General features: G+C 45.0%; 16 protein-coding genes. 12 read left to right on the top strand and 4 right to left on the bottom strand.

Annotated features, from left to right (window positions below; all coding sequences use genetic code 11):
• Positions 1-41: 41 nt before the first annotated feature.
• Positions 42-2,105: a polyphosphate kinase 1 gene (gene ppk1 / locus ACIG3F_RS05175; RefSeq protein ID WP_071850310.1), complete on the top strand. Its 2,064-nt coding sequence runs from the start codon at positions 42-44 to the stop codon at positions 2,103-2,105.
• Positions 2,106-2,199: 94 nt separating this feature from the next.
• Here ppk1 and ACIG3F_RS05180 read toward each other — a convergent pair whose 3' ends face one another.
• The gene (locus tag ACIG3F_RS05180) at positions 2,200-3,453 is read right to left on the bottom strand and encodes a hypothetical protein (protein ID WP_071850309.1); all 1,254 of its coding nucleotides are present in this window, start codon (positions 3,451-3,453) and stop codon (positions 2,200-2,202) included.
• Positions 3,454-3,530: 77 nt separating this feature from the next.
• Between ACIG3F_RS05180 and serB the strand changes: the two genes are divergently transcribed.
• From serB to ACIG3F_RS05205, 5 genes are all read left to right on the top strand, one after another.
• Positions 3,531-4,751, top strand: coding sequence for a phosphoserine phosphatase SerB (serB, locus tag ACIG3F_RS05185; RefSeq protein WP_071850308.1), 1,221 nt, complete (start codon positions 3,531-3,533; stop codon positions 4,749-4,751).
• 166 nt (positions 4,752-4,917) lie between these two features.
• Positions 4,918-5,988 carry an RNA-guided endonuclease TnpB family protein gene (locus ACIG3F_RS05190; protein WP_004647187.1) on the top strand — a complete coding sequence of 357 codons (1,071 nt, stop codon included), beginning with the start codon at positions 4,918-4,920 and terminating at the stop codon, positions 5,986-5,988.
• Between the two features lie 373 nt (positions 5,989-6,361).
• Complete coding sequence (gene aciT / locus ACIG3F_RS05195; RefSeq protein WP_005094938.1) at positions 6,362-6,697, top strand: ciprofloxacin tolerance protein AciT; 336 nt, start codon at positions 6,362-6,364, stop codon at positions 6,695-6,697.
• A 141-nt stretch (positions 6,698-6,838) separates the two neighbouring features.
• On the top strand, positions 6,839-7,318 hold the full coding sequence (locus ACIG3F_RS05200; protein ID WP_044108790.1) for an SCP2 sterol-binding domain-containing protein: 480 nt from the start codon (positions 6,839-6,841) through the stop codon (positions 7,316-7,318).
• Positions 7,319-7,381: 63 nt separating this feature from the next.
• Positions 7,382-7,822: a hypothetical protein gene (locus tag ACIG3F_RS05205; RefSeq protein WP_071850307.1), complete on the top strand. Its 441-nt coding sequence runs from the start codon at positions 7,382-7,384 to the stop codon at positions 7,820-7,822.
• Between the two features lie 10 nt (positions 7,823-7,832).
• Here the strand turns inward: ACIG3F_RS05205 and dtd are convergent, their stop codons facing one another.
• Positions 7,833-8,273, bottom strand: coding sequence for a D-aminoacyl-tRNA deacylase (dtd, locus tag ACIG3F_RS05210; RefSeq protein WP_044108792.1), 441 nt, complete (start codon positions 8,271-8,273; stop codon positions 7,833-7,835).
• Between the two features lie 227 nt (positions 8,274-8,500).
• Here dtd and ACIG3F_RS05215 point away from each other — a divergent pair, with 227 nt between their 5' ends.
• The 5 genes from ACIG3F_RS05215 to asd all read left to right on the top strand — a co-directional run bounded on the left by ACIG3F_RS05215 (position 8,501) and on the right by asd (position 13,935).
• Entirely contained in the window at positions 8,501-10,015 is a 1,515-nt protein-coding gene (locus tag ACIG3F_RS05215) for a catalase (protein ID WP_396469521.1), read from the top strand.
• 184 nt (positions 10,016-10,199) lie between these two features.
• Positions 10,200-10,730 carry an ankyrin repeat domain-containing protein gene (locus ACIG3F_RS05220; protein ID WP_071850305.1) on the top strand — a complete coding sequence of 177 codons (531 nt, stop codon included), beginning with the start codon at positions 10,200-10,202 and terminating at the stop codon, positions 10,728-10,730.
• Positions 10,731-10,849: 119 nt separating this feature from the next.
• Positions 10,850-12,055: a nicotinate phosphoribosyltransferase gene (gene pncB, locus ACIG3F_RS05225; RefSeq protein WP_071850304.1), complete on the top strand. Its 1,206-nt coding sequence runs from the start codon at positions 10,850-10,852 to the stop codon at positions 12,053-12,055.
• Positions 12,056-12,238: 183 nt separating this feature from the next.
• Complete coding sequence (locus ACIG3F_RS05230) at positions 12,239-13,087, top strand: sulfurtransferase (protein ID WP_396469522.1); 849 nt, start codon at positions 12,239-12,241, stop codon at positions 13,085-13,087.
• Positions 13,084-13,935 (top strand): archaetidylserine decarboxylase, encoded by an 852-nt coding sequence (gene asd, locus ACIG3F_RS05235; RefSeq protein ID WP_396469523.1) that lies wholly within the window; start codon positions 13,084-13,086, stop codon positions 13,933-13,935. Before ACIG3F_RS05230 ends, asd begins: the two co-directional genes overlap by 4 nt.
• A gap of 319 nt (positions 13,936-14,254) precedes the next feature.
• Here the strand turns inward: asd and ACIG3F_RS05240 are convergent, their stop codons facing one another.
• Positions 14,255-14,872, bottom strand: coding sequence for an SPOR domain-containing protein (locus ACIG3F_RS05240; protein ID WP_005245641.1), 618 nt, complete (start codon positions 14,870-14,872; stop codon positions 14,255-14,257).
• A gap of 298 nt (positions 14,873-15,170) precedes the next feature.
• Positions 15,171-16,961: an arginine--tRNA ligase gene (gene argS, locus ACIG3F_RS05245; protein ID WP_004281266.1), complete on the bottom strand. Its 1,791-nt coding sequence runs from the start codon at positions 16,959-16,961 to the stop codon at positions 15,171-15,173.
• A gap of 259 nt (positions 16,962-17,220) precedes the next feature.
• Here argS and ACIG3F_RS05250 point away from each other — a divergent pair, with 259 nt between their 5' ends.
• Positions 17,221-17,508 (top strand): DUF2798 domain-containing protein, encoded by a 288-nt coding sequence (locus tag ACIG3F_RS05250; protein WP_004281267.1) that lies wholly within the window; start codon positions 17,221-17,223, stop codon positions 17,506-17,508.
• Positions 17,509-17,568 lie beyond the last annotated feature (60 nt).

The following is a 17,568-nucleotide window of genomic DNA, read 5'->3' on the forward strand; positions in this document are numbered from 1 at the left end:
TGATGTAAAACAACAGACTGTAATAGCAGCATTGAGAGGGCATGGAACAATTTCAGCATTCGTCAGCGACCTATTTTAATCGGGAGCTTTCCCTATTTGAATTTCAGCGTCGTGTCTTGGCACAAGCACTCGATCCGAATTTACCGATTTTAGAGCGCTTAAACTTCCTGATCATTTTTTCCCGAAATCTGGATGAATTTTTTGAAATCAGGATCGCCGGGCTGATGAAACAGCAAGACCTGAATGCGACTACCCGGACGCCTGATGCTGTACCTACCGAGCTGATTCTACAAGAACTGTCCCAGTCCATTCATGCCACAGTTAACAAACAGTATGAGGTTCTGAATCATGCAATTTTGCCTGAACTTCAGGCGCAGGGTATTCAGTTTCTTCAATATCAGGATCTTCTGGAAAAACACAAGGCCTGGATTGCAGCCTTTTTTGCCAAAGAAGTGCAACCGGTACTGACCCCGATCAGTCTGGATCCATCGCATCCCTTTCCACGTCTGGTCAATAAAAGCCTGAATTTTATTATCAGTCTGGAAGGTAAAGATGCCTTTGGCCGTGAAATCGAGATGGCAATTGTCCCGGCTCCGCGCTCTTTACCGCGCCTGATTAAAATTCCGGAACAGGTGGCTGGCAATAACACTACCCAGATTTTCCTGACCGCGATCATCCAGCAGCATATCAGTGAGCTGTTTCCGGGCATGAAAGCCACCGGCTGTTATGCTTTTCGGGTCACCCGCAATGCCGATCTGGTCTTGTCGGAAGATGTCGATGATCTGGCGGTTGCCTTAAAAGACGAACTGTCTTCACGTCGCTTTGGTCGTGCGGTACGTCTGGAAATTGAAAATGACTGTCCACAGAGCATCATCGACTATTTGCTGGATGAATTTGATCTGACGGAACAGGAACTGTACCGGATTGATGGGCCGATCAATTTGTCCCGCCTGAGTACCAGCTTTGATCGTCCAGAATTAAAGTATCCGCATTTCAGTCCGGTCATTCCGAAAATTTTCCGTAAACAGAAAAGTATTTTTGAAATTTTGAAGGCGCAGGATGTGCTGCTGCATCATCCTTTTGATTCATTCCAGCCTGTGATTACTTTACTGCGCGAAGCGGCCAAGGATCCGGCGGTGCTGGCGATCAAGCAGACCCTGTACCGCAGTGGTCCGGATTCGGAAATTGTTCAGGTGCTGGCAGAAGCCGCACGGAATGGCAAGGAAGTCACAGCCGTGATTGAACTGCGGGCACGTTTCGATGAAGAATCCAATATTATGGTGGCCAATATCCTGCAAGAAGCCGGGGCAGTGGTGGTCTATGGCATCGTCGGTTATAAAACCCATGCCAAAATGATTCTGATCGTCCGGCGTGAAAATCAGGAATTACTGCGTTATGCGCATCTGGGTACCGGAAACTATCATGCCGGTAATGCCCGCATGTACACCGATTATGGCCTGATGACCACACAGCCGGATATCTGTGAAGATGTGCACCGCATGTTCCAGGAACTGACCGGTATGGGGAAAATGGCCAAACTGAAAGCCTTGCTGCATGCGCCGTTTACCCTGCATAGCGAATTGCTGAAACTGATTGACCAGGAAAAGGCATTTGCCTTGGCCGGCAAAGCCGCGCATATCATCATCAAAGTGAATGCACTTACCGAACCGCAATTAATTGCTGCCTTATATCAGGCTTCGCAGGCCGGGGTGAAAATTGACCTCATTGTACGTTCAATCTGCTGCCTGATTCCACAAGTCACCGGTATGTCGGAAAACATTCGGGTACGTTCAATCGTAGGACGTTTCCTGGAACATACCCGGGTCTATTATTTTGAGCATGGCGGTGCCAAGAAACTGTATTGTGCCAGTGCTGACTGGATGGGGCGCAACCTGTTTTCCAGGGTCGAAACCTGTTTCCCGGTGCTGGATCCAGCGCTGAAAAAACGGATTTATAAAGATGGCCTGATCAGCTATTTAAAAGATTGTCAAAATGCATGGGAGTTAGATGCCGATGGTCAGTGGCATAAAGTCCCCTGTCAGGATCCGGCCCAGCCTTATAATGCCCAGCAATATCTGCTAGAACAAAAACAGTTAAAAATTTAAGAGATAGGCCAAGACACACTGGCGTATTTGTTTTATATCCATAAAAAAGCCGGATGTTGGATCCGGCTTTTTTAATTAAAACATTCAAGGATATTTATGAGGCTTTGGACTGTTTGGATTTTAGAATTTCAGTTCTAAAAGTCTGTGCCAGCTCGGCGCTTTCAGCATCCATCCCATTCACCACAAAAGCGTGACGGGTCAGGACATTGGTTGGATTCGGCATGCTGACCAGCTGGAAGTGATCACTCACATCTTTCAGCAAGGTGGTCGGTACATGTAAGGCACTTTCTTTCGCGACCAGATGCTGAGTCAGGCGCTCAGCGGCCTGTACCGAGCTGAGCTGCATCTCCTCGACTTTAGAAGCAATCGCGCTGCGGGTTTGTAGCACAAAACGTTTTTCTTCACGATAGCGTTTATACAGGACTTCCGAAAGCAGCTGGAACACAGCACTGATCATGGTCAGGCAGGCCAGGGCATTCGGTTTGTCTGCCGCGATACTGATGGTGGCACCTTTTTCATCAAATTTATGTACGGTACAAATATCAGAACTATTTAACTTATAGCGTTGCACACAGAGTTCGGTGGCTTTATTCAGAAAAATCTGGCAAAGATTGAAATAAGGCACCGAAACGGTTTTATTCACGCTATCCAGTAACTGTTTTGGATCGTAGAACTGGATGTTTAAGCTCAGGCTATCGCTCTCCAGTACCGCCGGCTTATGTTCTTTTTCTTTGGCTTTGTTTTTCACTGCCTGTTGGGCTTGGGCAATCGCCAGTGCCGCATTATGCTTTTCCTGTTCCAATGCCTGGGTCAGGGTCTGAATCTCGAATTTCAGCCGCGATTCGTTATTGATGCGCGCCAGATATTCGGTGCGGCTTGGACGTGCCACAGCACGATAAGCGACCCAGAGCAGACTATGAATGATGAACGAGAACAGAATCGCCAGCCATTGTGTGCGCAGAATTTCACCAATACTTGGTTCAATCAGGGTGATTTCAATCACACCGACTTTTTTCTCGTTTTGCAGCGCATCACGGACAAAAACTTCCCCCTCGCGGGTTTTGGTCAGTCCGCCAGTGGCTAAAACCTGAGCTTTCGCATCCAGAATCCGGATGGAAGCGACACTTGGATTGGTGGCATAACGATTTGCCAGCAACGCCAGAGAAACGCGGTTAGGCGGTTCAAGCTCAGACAGGCTGTCTGTCACCAGTTGACTGGTGATCAGCTGTCCCTGATTGGCACGATTTTCATTCAGCTGGTGAGTGGTTGCCAATACCAGTAAAAAGGTATGCAGAGCAAAACTTACAATCAATAGGCTAGCAAATAGCCCTTGTCTAGGCGCATTCAACGTAAACTTCCAAGGCAATTCTGTTCAATTTCGATTATGATTCTAACAATAGTTGTAGCTCAGACCCGAGTCAATTCATGCGAGAAATCATTCTTATATCATTTTTAGGACCTGACCAGCCTAATCAATTTACACGATTAATGCAGGTTTTGTCCGCCCATTCCCTACAGATTTTAGATGTAGGGCAAGCGGTTATTCATAATCAGTTAACCTTAGGTATTGTTGTAGCCTCTGAAGACCAGACCGCGACAGCATTAGCCATGAAGGAGATCCTGATTCTAGCACATGATATCGGGTTAACTGTGCGCTTTAAACCGATCTCTGCGACTGAATATGATCAGTGGGTCAAAGAGGGTGGACGCACACGTTATATCGTAACGGCATTGGCCCCTGAATTAAATGCCTCTCATCTGCAAGCCGTGACCCAGATTGTGTCAGGTCAGGGTTTTAATATTGAAACCGTGACCCGTCTCTCTGGCCGCCCCGTTTTAGATGGCCAGAGTGCCGGTCCAAAACGTGCCTGTGTCCAGTTTGGTTTAAGCGGACAGATGCTAGATGCAGCTGCCATGCGCGCGGCCTGCCTCAGCCTGTCGAATGAACTGAATGTCGATGTCGCGGTACAGGAAGACAATGCCTATCGCCGTAACCGCCGTCTGGTTTGCTTCGATATGGACTCAACCCTGATCGAGCAGGAAGTTATTGACGAATTGGCAATTGAAGCCGGTGTTGGTGAGCAGGTCGCTGAAATTACCGAACGTGCCATGCAAGGCGAGCTAGACTTCCAGCAAAGCTTCCGTGCCCGTGTTGCCTTGTTAAAAGGTATGGACGCATCGGTACTGCCGAAAATTGCCGAGCGCCTGACCATTACTGAAGGGGCTGAACGCCTGATTTCGACTTTAAAAGCATTGGGTTACCGTACTGCAATTCTTTCTGGAGGTTTTCAGTATTTTGCGGAATATCTGCAAACTAAACTGGATATTGATGAAGTACATGCCAATGCGCTTGATGTGCAGGATGGTGTGGTTACCGGTGAAGTCAAAGGCCATATTGTCGATGGCGCGCGTAAAGCCTTCTTGCTCGGTGAAATCGCCCAGGAGATGGGAATTTCCCTGGAACAAACCATTGCAGTCGGTGATGGCGCCAATGACTTGCCTATGTTATCCATTGCAGGACTGGGGGTGGCTTTCCGTGCCAAACCTCTGGTACGCCAAAATGCCAATCAGGCGATTTCTAGCGTCGGTCTGGACGGTGTGCTGTATCTGCTCGGCGTACATGATAAAGACCTGAACCGTGCATAAGTACAGGCTTTGCTTGATTTTAAACGCGACCTTTGGGTCGCGTTTTTTTATCAAATGGAGCGTAAAACTCTGTTCTTCAGGTCAGAGATATAAGCGACACGACATGAAATGTCGTTTATTTTTTAAGAATCAATAATTTTAATTCAACATGAGCTAATATAAGCCCATGAAAACACTTAAATTACGCATAAAAGACAAACATTGCAAGGTGCTAGACCAATTAGCATCTGAGGTGAACTTTGTTTGGAATTATGTCAATGATTTAAGTTTCAAACACCTAAAAAGAACAGGTGATTTTTTCTCAGCATTCGATATGGCTAAATACACAAAAGGGACTTCAAAATTGTGTGGTCTGCATAGCCAAACGGTGGATGCAATTAGGGAAGAATATGCTGCTAAAAGAAAACAGTTTAGAAAAGCAAAATTAAAATGGCGTGTAAGTAACAAGAAGTCAGCAAGAAGATCGCTTGGTTGGATACCATTCAAAAAATCAGGACTGAAATATGCTGAGGGATGGGTTGAGTATGGAAAAACCAAATTTGGCTTATGGGATAGCTACGGTTTAAACAAATATGCCGTTAGAACAGGCTCATTTGTTGAGGACAGTCGTGGGCGTTGGTATGTGTGCCTGGTCGTGGATTCACCTAAGTTAGATAAACCAACTGCAACTAAAGCTATTGGCATTGATCTAGGCTTAAAAGATATAGCCACCTGTTCTGATGGTACTGTGATTTCAAATCCAAAGTTCTATCGAAAATATGAACAAAAACTAGGTACTGCTCAACGAGCGAAGAATAAAAAGCGTGTTCGTGCATTACACGCCAAGATTGCAAATTGTCGTAAAGATCATTTGCACAAAGCAAGCACCATGCTTGTAAAAGAAAATGCACTGATTATTGTTGGCAACCTGAGTGCTAAAAAACTTGTGAAAACTAAAATGGCTAAATCGGTTTTAGATACAGGATTTTCAGAACTCAAAACAATGCTCAAGTATAAATGCGAGAACGCAAGTGTATTGTTTGAGGAAGTCAACGAAAGTTTCACAACCCAAATCTGCTCGTGCTGTGGTGAGATCACCGCAAGCAGTCCGAAAGGTAGAGCAGATTTGCGAATAAGAGTATGGGAATGTGAAAACTGCTCAAGTGTCCTGGATCGGGATTTGAACAGTGCTAAGAACATACTTGCGCTTGGGCATAAGCGTCTAGCAGTAGGAATCACCCTCCTTTCAGGTGGGTGAGGATGTCAATGCTTATGATGTGAGTTATATAAGGAAGAGTTGAAATATGGCTACAAAAACATCGATCATCTTAAACGGAAAAATAATTTTTTCACTTAAAAAAACTACTGATAATTTTGTAATGACACGCCAACATTGGCGCAGTCATTGATCCATAAAAATGTGAAAAGCAAAAAATGTAATGACAATATAATATCGCGACAAAGTATGTCGTTAGGCTGGATGACAGGACTTTTTTTATGCAAAAAACTCAGCATAATGCAGGCATAGAGATACAAATCAACAGATTTCATTTTATTGATTTAACGAAATTCAATAGATAGAAGCGTTGCAATATCAAGCGGGAACTATCTATCTGGATGGAGGGGTTTATATGGTAACAGCGCATTTAGCAACGATTGTGGGTTTCAGTTTAGTCGCTGTAGCTGTGCTTGCTGTGTTCTTCTCGCCTTATCGTCGCTGGTTAAGCTTTATGGCGGCCGGGATGCTGGTATGGGGCCTGATCGAGGTGATTCGTGTAGGAACTCAAACTTGGTTTGAGCTACCAATGACGTATAGTTATCTGAGCGCGTTAACTGCGGTCATGATGGTGGTGACTGGCCTGTTGTTGCGTGAAGATCGTCGTGCTGAGCGTGCTTTGGCAAAACGCCGTTGCATCGAACATACGCCGGTGTATGAAGACGACCAGCAGCAGCTTTCAAGCCGTTAATTCTAGAAGTTGCAATGAAAAAAATGCACCCACGGGTGCATTTTTCAGTTTGGAAATATGATACAAACTGCATAATCCACCTAGCCCAGAACTATGCTAGGATATTTGTCAATTTTCGTACAATTAGAATAGGCATCCTCCATGAAACTGTCGTCCATTCCTGTGTTAAAACTTCCTCTTATTGATATGAGTACAGACCCGCTGGACTTACTGGTCGCAGGTTTAGCTTTACGTATGAAGCAGTTGGCACGTACCAGCCCAAAATTCATTGAACTGGTACATGGACGTCAATTCCGTATCCAGATTGGTACGGATGAAGGCATGGCACGTCAGATTATTGTGGATAACGGTCATATCGATACGGTTTCGGGTGATGCTGAAAAAGCTGATTTTGTGTTGCAGTTTGCCGACAGTGAGCAGGGCGTGAAGACCTTGGTCAAAGGTGACCCGACGGCATTTATGACCGGGATGCAAAGCGGCACGATTAAGATGGAAGGCGACTTTGGCCTGCTGGTCTGGTTTAACCAAGTGGCAAAAATGATTCCACCAAAACTGCCAAAGCCAGTCAAAGAAAAAGTGAAAATGGTACGTCAGTTTATTAAAGAGAAAACGGGTCGTTAAGTTTAGAGCTAAGCTTTAAAAATAACTAAAAACCGATTGCATGCAAATGTAATCGGTTTTTTAATGGATAAGTCGAAAAAAAATAATAATCACAGTGATATGAAAATAATCTATGTCGGGTTGATCTTGATTATGCTTATTTCCTGTAAGCCTGCTTCGAATGATATTGATATTCTATTGGAAAATCAGAGTGAACAGCATTTAGCTGTCGTCATCATTCAATATAAGGGTGGAGAGGAAAAACTAAAAAATATTGCTGTAGGAGACAGCATTGCTTTTAAGATCCATTCCAGCGGAGATACAGGGCTAACAATCTTCGGATTGCCTTTGCCCAATCATCCGCAAGGGGGAGGCCACAGCGAAGCAATACCTAATAAACTTCGATTGACTAAGTTTGCAGCCGTGAATAATTATATTGAAGCAGGCAGCTTCGGCGATATCAGGATTAAAATCAATTCAAATATGGAGGCGGATACCACGTTCAATCTAAAATCAAAGTACTGATAAAAATAAATCATTCCACTTCCAGATTAAACGTCACAGGTCCATCATTAACCAGATGCACTTTCATATCGGCTGCAAAAATACCGGTTTGTACATGTTCAAACTGGCTTTGGGCATATTCTACCAGCTGCTCATAAAGTGCTTTAGCCTCGGCAGGTGGCATGGCGGGACCAAAGTCGGGACGTAAACCTTTCTGGGTTTGTGCCATCAAGGTAAATTGTGAAACCAGCAATAAACCACCGCCGGCCTGGGCAACGTTCCAGCCCATTTTGCCCTGTTCATCATCAAAGAAGCGGTATTTCAATATCTTATCAATCAACTTTTTGCCTTTTTCCAGATTATCGTCTTTGCCCAAACCCAGAAAAACCAGAATTCCTTTTTCAATTTCCCCGGTGGTTTCACCCTCGACCACGACTTTAGCTTCTAAAACTCTTTGTAATAAGGCACGCATTTTACATATGGACTGCTAATGATAGATGGACGTGATTGTAGCAAGAATAAAATCTGGAGCAGTATGAGATGCTGATTTTATGAGCTTTAAATATCTGAAAATCAATTGCTTTATTTTTATAAATTCATTAAAACGATTGAATTTATAAAAATAATCTGTTTTATCTATTTATTGTGTTGGCGTATCTTAGCCCGTGCAGGAAAGGTAATAAATTGAGAGATTTAGAAATGTTTAAGCGTTCATTACTGGTTGCAATGCTTGCAACTGTCACAGCTGCACAAGCTGCCCCTTTAACCAAAGACAATGGCGCGCCAGTCGGTGATAACCAGAACTCGATCACTGCGGGCCCAAATGGTTCAGTACTCCTTCAGGACGTTCAACTGGTACAAAAATTACAACGTTTTGGTCGCGAGCGTATTCCTGAGCGTGTGGTGCATGCGCGTGGTACTGGGGCATATGGTGAATTCGTTGCGACCAAGGATCTGTCTGATCTTACCCTTGCTTCATTGTTCAAAGCCGGTACTAAAACTCCAGTTTTTGTGCGTATGTCTACCGTCATTCATGGTAAAAGTTCACCAGAAACCCTACGTGACCCTCATGGTTTCGCCATCAAATTCTATACCCAGGAAGGTAACTGGGACTTAGTCGGTAACCAGACACCGGTATTCTTTATCCGTGATGCGATCAAATTCCCGGACTTCATTCATGCGATGAAGCCAAGCCCGGTAACGAATGTTCAAGATGCTAACCGCGTGTTTGACTTCCTGTCGAGCCAGCCATGGGCAACCAACATGCTGACTTATGTTTACGGCAAGCAAGGTGTTCCAACCAGCTACCGCGAACAGGACGGTTTTGGTGTTCACGCTTACAAACTGTATAACGACAAAGGTGAATACAAGTACGTGAAATTCAACTTCCGCTCGAAACAGGGCGTGAAGGGCTTGAACGTGAAAGAAGCGGCTGAGCAGCAAGGTAAAGATTTCAACCACTTGACCAATGATCTTTATAACAACATCTATGCAGGTAACTTCCCGAAATGGGATCTGTATATTCAGGTGATTGATCCTAAAGACTTGGGCAAGTTTGATTTTGATCCGCTAGATCCAACTAAAATCTGGCCAACTGAGCTGGTTCCAGAAACCAAAGTGGGTACTTTGACCCTGAACCGTATGCCGAAGAACTTCTTCAACGAGACTGAACAGTCGGCATTTGCACCAGGTAACCTAGTGCCAGGTATTGAGCCATCAGAAGACCGTCTGTTACAAGGCCGTATCTTCTCTTACTCAGATACCCAAATGTACCGTTTAGGCGCGAATCACCAGCAAATTCCGGTGAACCGTCCGGTGGTAAATGTGAACAACAATAACCAAGATGGCTACATGAATATCTCTGAGCGTGACTCGGATGTGAACTATGAGCCTAGCCGTAAAGAGCCAAAAGCTGCCACTGAAAAAGCGCGTGCGGTACAAACTCCATTATCGGGTCATGTACAGCAAATTGGTGTGAAAGAGCAGAACTTCAAGCAGGCAGGTGAGCTGTACCGTTCATATACGGCTAAAGAGAAGGATGACCTGATCATGAACCTTGCTGCTGATTTAGGTGCAGTGAAAGATTCAGAAACCAAGCACGTCATGTTGTCTTATTTCTACAAGGCAGATGCGGACTACGGTACACGTATGACCAAGGCAGTAAACGGTAACCTCGCGACTGTTAAAGCCAAAGCTGCAAAATTAAAAGACTGATTTCGATTGGTCGATCAGGATTGGTGATTAGGGCTTAAGAAGTCACCTCCGCAAAGTCCTGTAGAATTCCAAACCTTTCCTGCACCCTAGGGGGAGTTCTACAGGCAACTTGTTTGTTTCAATTTAAAAAGCATTTCAAGATTCAACCGTATTGAAATGAATTCGATTTCTGCTGGAGTTCATCATGAAAGTTATGTCATCTGTGTTTTTAGCCAGTATTCTCACGATAGGTTCCGCATTCGCAAACGTGACTGTCGCGAAGGAGATCTCCCCCGCTAAAAGCGTGGACAATATTCAGATGAACTCACAACAGGAACTGGTCGACCTGTTCTTTACTGCCGCCAAAATTGGCAATAGCGAAGTTATCAACGAATTTTTAAAACACGGCTTTCCGGTCGATGTACGCAATAAAGACGGTTATACACCACTGATGATGGCGACTTATTATGGCCATCAGGATATTGTCGCCAGCTTGCTTAAACATGGTGCCGACCGCTGTGCTCGAGATAATCGAGGCAATACAGCCTTGATGGGAGCCTTGTTTAAAATGGAATTTGCAATTGCCAAGCAGCTGCGTCAGGTGGATTGTGATGCCCAGGCGCAAAAAACCGGACAAAAGACCACAGCCGAATTTGCCAAGGTCATTGGCCAGGAAAAACAGCTACAGAAACTGATTCAGGAACAGGAAAAAGCTCAGACCAACACCCAGAAATAAACCGGGTTATGCTTCTGATACTTTTGTCGCAAATACAGCCAGCTGTACGTAAATCCTGCATTATTGCATGACTTTTTATGCTTTAATGCAGAGATAAGCACAGCGATATTCCCTTAGTTATGGCTCCAATTATCCATTCTCTGTTAGATACTGACTTGTACAAATTCACCATGTTACAAGTGGTCTTACACAAGTTTCCGCAAACGCATAGTGTCTACCATTTCCGTTGTCGTAATCTGGAAGATACAGTCTATCCACTGACGGATATTCTGGATGATCTCAATCATCAACTGGACCTGCTGTGTCAGCTCAAATTCAAAGAAGATGAACTGCAATATTTAAGAAGCTTACGTTTTATCAAAAGCGATTTTGTGGATTATCTGGAACTGTTCCAGCTCAAGCGCCGTTTCATCAAGGCCAGTATCGACAGTCAAGGCCGTCTGGATATTGTGGTGGAAGGCCCGATGGTTCAGGCGATGATGTTCGAGATCTTCGTACTGGCGATTGTCAATGAACTGTATTTCAGTCGGATTCGCACGCCTGAAGTGTTGGCTGAAGGCGAACGCCGTTTAAAAGCCAAAATCGAGCTATTAAAACAGTATGATGCTGCGCAAAACCCCAATGATCCACCATTTTTGGTGTCAGATTTTGGTACGCGTCGCCGTTACAGTTTCGATTGGCAAAAGCATGTGGTCGAAGAATTTCACACAGCCGCACCGCATGTGTTCCGTGGCACCAGTAATGTACTGTTAGCCAAAGAGCTGGGCATTACCCCGATTGGCACCATGGCGCATGAATTCCTGCAAGCTTTTCAGGCGCTGGACGTACGTCTGCGTAATTTCCAGAAATCTGCACTGGAAAGCTGGGTACAGGAATATCGTGGTGACCTGGGCATTGCCCTGACCGATGTGGTCGGTATGGATGCGTTCCTGCGCGACTTTGACCTGTACTTCGCCAAACTGTTTGATGGCTTGCGTCATGACAGTGGCGACCCTTATGAATGGGGTGACAAGGCCTATGCACATTATAAAAAGCTGAAAATTGACAGCAAAACCAAGATGCTGACTTTTAGTGATGGCCTGAATCTGGAAAAAGCCTGGAAATTGCACCAGTACTTTAAAGACCGCTTCCAGGTCAGTTTCGGGATTGGCACCAATCTGACCAATGATATGGGGCAAACTCCACTCAATATTGTGCTAAAACTGGTGGAATGTAACCGTCAGTCAGTGGCCAAAATCTCGGATAGCCCGGGCAAAACCATGACCGATAATGATACCTTCCTGGCCTATTTACGTCAGGTGTTTGAGATCAATGAACCTGCTTAAGTCAGTTTGAACAATTCATAATTTTTAAGAACCGTGTCTATGCAGAGACGGTTTTTTATGCAAGCTTATTTAAGACCAGGATTTAGCTAAAATCTTGCTAATCATCTGCAAAGAAAGCGCATCAGTGTAAAAACGAGCTGTGCTAAGATCAACAGGATTTGACCAATAATAGCCATGATAACGATGACCGCTGCAGCTTTTAATTTTGGCCTGCTGATTGAGGCAGAAGATTTAGTTCCCTATTTGGGCTATGAAAAACTTCGTATTGTCGACCTGAGCCGTGCCTCTGTGTATGAGCAGCTGCATATTCCGCATGCCTTGCATTTAAAGCCTAAACTTCTGGTGCGTCAGGAAGAAACGGCAATCGGACTGTTGCCGGACGCAGAAGGCTTGCAGGCTCTTATTGATTATCTGAATATTTCTCCTGAACATCATGTGGTGGCTTATGATGATGAGGGCGGGGCATGGGCAGGGCGTTTGCTCTGGAACCTGCATTGTCTGGGTTTTGAAAATACCAGTTTACTGAATGGCGGGATTCATGCCTGGCTCGGTGCCGGTTTGCCGACTTCTTCCAGTCAGGAACAGTTTGCACCAGTGAAGAACGTATTGCAGGTTAATCTCGAGCATCAGGCAAATTTTCAGATTGGCTATGATGAGCTGCGCCAACAGGTTGAAAATCAACAGATTCAAATTTGGGATTGCCGTACGCAAGATGAATATACCGGTTTACGTTTAGCGGCTCGACGCGGCGGTCACATTCCGGGAGCACGTCATTTTGAATGGAGTACTGCCCTTAATCGCGAAAATCATATAAAATTACAGCCTTTACCACGTACTCAGCAGCGTCTGGAACAACTGGGCTTTGATTTGAATCAACCCGTTGTGGTGTACTGCCAGTCCCATCACCGCTCAGGTTTGGCCTATATACTGGGTCGTTTACTGGGCTGGAAAATTCGAGCCTATGATGGTGCGTGGAGTGAATGGGGCAACCGCCTCGAGAGTCCAATCGCTACAGGGGAGCTGCCATCTTGAGCATCACGTCACGTTTAAAACAACAGTTTTTTATTAAAGCTCAACGATTAGTACCGCAACATCGCCTGTCTCGGGTGGTAGGTAAAATTGCTGCCAGCGAAAACCCGATTATTAAAACTGCTGCAATTACTGCCTTTAAGGCGCAGTATGGCATTGATATGTCGATTGCTGAACAGGCCAATGCCCTGAAATTCAAGTCATTTAATGAATTTTTTACCCGTGCTCTAAAAGAAGGTATCCGTGCAGTTGATCCAGATACCAGCAGTATTGTTTCGCCTGCAGATGGTGCGATTTCCCAGCTGGGTAAAATTGAAAATGGCGATGTGTTTCAGGCCAAAGGCCAGAAATTTACCGTTGAAGCCCTGATTGCTGATCCGCAACTGGCCGAGCCATTCAAGAATGGTGAATTCGCGACTGTATATTTGTCGCCACGTGATTATCATCGGGTGCATATGCCATTTGCTGGCACCTTGACTGAAACGTTATATGTACCGGGCGAGCTGTTCTCGGTCAATCAGGTGACCGCAGAAAATATTCCGGGCCTGTTTGCACGTAATGAACGTATGGTCTGCCTGTTTGATACTGAAATCGGTCGTATGGCGGTGGTATTGGTCGGTGCGATGATTGTAGCGGGTATTGAAACCGTGGCAACCGGCAAAGTGAAGCCTTCAGGACGAATCGAACTTAATCAGCATGATCTGTTCCTGGAAAAAGGGGCAGAACTGGGTCGTTTCTACCTCGGTTCAACGGCAGTGATTTTATTTGAAGAAAATAAAATGCAGTGGGAGGCCGCATTCAAGGCCAATTCTTTGGTGAATATGGGTGAAGCGCTGGGGCATACTCTATAAGATACTTTTAACCTCTTGTTGCCTCCCCCTTTGAAAAAGGGGGATCGAGGGGGATTAAAATTTTTAACTTCCTTCTCTTGCACTTTAATTCAAAGCATTGCTTTGAATCTCGCTCAGGGAGGAGGCTAGGTGGAGGGGCTTTTAAAATAACCTCTTCCTTGCGAAGCAGTGCTTCTCACCTCCTAGAAGGAGAGGGAACTTCCCCCTTTCTAAAGATGGATTTAATTTTTAGCTAATCCCTCCCAGCCTCCCTTTTAAAAGGGAGGAGCTAAAAAGAAATAAAAAAGCGCCATCAGGCGCTTTTTTTATTTCTAGAAAATTATCGTTTCACGACGATGGAATCGATTCCGCTATTTTGCAAGGTTTGCTGCGCAATAATTGCAGCTTCTGCAGAATCATAAGGGCCTGAAACCACGCGATACCAGACTTTGCCATTTTCTACGCTGCGTACCACATCGGCAGATAAGCCATTAAGAATAATTTCGGCACGGCGGGCATCGGCCTGATCCGGATCATCAAAACTGCGGACTTGCAGAATATAACTGGCCGGAGCGGCAACAGGCGCTTCGCTGGCTTCTAAGCCAGGCTCAGTTGTGGTCGCCTCAGGTGTAGCCACTTCAGGTCGAGGTGCTTCTACAATCACTACCGTATCCTGATTTTTGTTTTCAGGGACGGCCTGTTCAGGAATTGGCGTCACTTGTTGCTGTGGCAAGAGATCATAAAAACGGTAATCTTTATTGGTATCTTCTTCTTGGACAGATTCAGCACTTGTTTGAGTTTTCGGTTTAACTGGTTCCCATGGCTTCCAGAGCATCAGTGCCATTAAAAAACTTAACACGATTAAAATGATCACGAGTGTGCCGAGCCAGGTTGGAATAAGTGGCTTTTTAGGCTTATTCGGTCTTTCAGATACACCGCGCTGCGTTTTTCCAAACACTTGGGATTTTCCTCTTATTAATCGGGACATATAGAAAAGGCATAACAGCAGTTATGCCCCTACTATCACTTCATCCTATGTGATCAGGATACAAAAGTCATCCTCTAGATCACAAATCACACAGAATTTTAATTTATCTGTATCTTCAAGCACATAGCTAAAGTTACAAAATGTCTGCTCGGCAGATAAACGGCAATGTTTTGCTTACATGCTCACTTCGAGCCTAGCTCTCGCCTTGCGAGCATGCAAAGCAGTGCTTTGACTATTTACCTTCTTGCATCAATGTAAAAGCAGTGCTTTACATTGATTCAGGAGCTGACACACCTAAAAGTTCTAAACCGTTACGCAGTACCTGACGCACGTTCACAGATAACAGTAAACGTGCCTGAGTCAATTCAGCATCATCACCGAGTACTTTATTGTCGTTGTACCAGCCGTGGAACAAGGCTGCCAGCTCTTTCAGGTAATTACCGATTTGATGTGGTTCATAGCTGTTTGCAGCACGGACCAGAATTTCCGGATAGGCCGCTAGTTTGGCCAGGATTTCAGTTTCAGCATCAAGCTCCAGCTTAGCCGCCAAATTACGTGCTGCTGTAGCATCAAAGTTGACATTGGTAGACGCTGCTTTTTCTAACATACGACAGATACGGGCGTGTGCATACTGGATGTAATACACGGCATTGTCCTTGCTTTGTGACACAGCAAGATCCAGGTCAAAATCAATGTGCTGTTCAGACTTACGCATTACGTAGTAAAAACGTGCAGCATCATTGCCAACTTCTTTACGCAGATCACGCAAGGTCACAAACTGGCCTGAACGGGATGACATTTGTACCATCTCGCCGCCACGCCATAGGCTCACGAACTGAACCAGAAGAACCGTTAATTTTTTCGAGTCATAGCCCAACGCATCAATGGCCGCTTTTACACGTGCGATATAACCGTGGTGATCCGAACCCCAGATATCGATGATATCGGTATAGCCACGTTGTAACTTGTTCAGGTGGTAAGCGATGTCAGACGCGAAGTAAGTAGTCTGGCCATTACGGCGTTTCACCACACGGTCTTTTTCATCGCCGAATGCAGTGGATTTAAACCAGATGTTGCCATCCAGTTCATACAGGAAACCACGCTGATCTAAGGTCTGTAAGGCTTCTTCAATTTTGTCTGTCAATGATTCTTCGCTGAACCATTGATTGAAGGTTACACCAAACTCGCCCAGGTCATCTTTAATATCATCCAGAATCGCTTTAAGCGCGGCTTGCAAGAATACGCGGTAGCCTGTGCCAATTAACGCTTGTGAGTTAAAGATCAAACCATCGATGTGTTTTTCTTTATCGCCAGACAATACGACTTTATTGCCATCAGCATCTAATTCGGCTGCAAACTGTACATCTTCAGGCACATCTTTATACACGTCGGCCACAGGACGGACATAAGCATCGCCATCCTGGTCAATAATGCTTTGTGCAATTTCTTTTACGTAGTCACCCTGGTAGGCATTTTTCGGGAATACCAGTTCCTGACCCGTTAATTCTAAGTAGCGCAGATAAGTCGAAGTCGCCAGAATGTCCATTTGACGGCCAGCATCATTGACATAGTATTCGCGATCGACTTTTGCACCGGTCGCTTCAAGCAAGTTCGCAACCGTCATGCCATACGCAGCACCACGACCATGACCTACGTGCAGGCTAGAGGTTGGGTTGGCAGAAACGAATTCAACCTGAATACGTTTATCCGCATTGACCTGGGTACGACCATAAGTCGCCTGTTGTGCCTGAATTTGATCAAGGACTGCAAAGCGCTGGTCAGCATTCAGGAAGAAGTTAATAAAACCAGGACCGGCAATTTCTGCCTTGCTGATATCCGCCACTTCAGGCAGGGCAGCAAGAATTTTTTCCGCTAAATCACGTGGCTTCATACCTGCAGCTTTCGACGCGATCATGGCAATATTCGACGCAAAGTCACCATGGCTTCGGTCTTTGGTACGCGTCAAATTACTTGTATTGTTCCAGTCAGATGGGAGTACGCCTTGTGCCTGTAAAGTGTGCACTGCATGATCGAGAGCTGCTTGTATTGCCGTATTCATAATCAGTCGAAAATAGAGATCGCAGAAAAACAGCAAATATAGCAAATTTCAGGCTGTTTAGGTAAAAGCATTTCTCGGGAATAAAAAGTGGAGGATCACTTCGTCAGAAGTTTTTGACTAAAGAAAGGGAAAATCAACGGATTAATCCCGTGAAAATAAAACCAGTTTTTAGCTCAACATTTCAGATGAAAAAAACAATGCTTCACCGTACAGAATTTGGCTTATATTAGTCATCTGAAAACAGTAAAAAGAGCATGTCGTGGCTGCATCACAACGTCCGACCATTATCGGTCATATTCCTAAACTCCCTGCAAAATGGGCATTGATTATTGTGCCTTTTATCCTGTCCTGCCTGATGAGTGGCATCATTTCCATGATTAATATGCTGCGTAATCTCGGATGGATTGATGGCTTTATAGCACTCTGGTTTCATAACTGGATGATTTCCTGGGCGATTGCCTTTCCGATTGTGGTAACCTTATTGCCGTTCGTACGCAAATTCACTGGGCTATTGGTCGATATGTCCGGACCTCAGCCACCCAAATGATCATTTTTAAATCTTAAATTTGATCTGGCTGGAGTCAATTCTTGGGCATTTTAAAAGTCG

The organism is Acinetobacter sp. NPDC052428 (genome assembly GCF_044547685.1).
Lineage (GTDB): Bacteria > Pseudomonadota > Gammaproteobacteria > Pseudomonadales > Moraxellaceae > Acinetobacter > Acinetobacter lwoffii_G.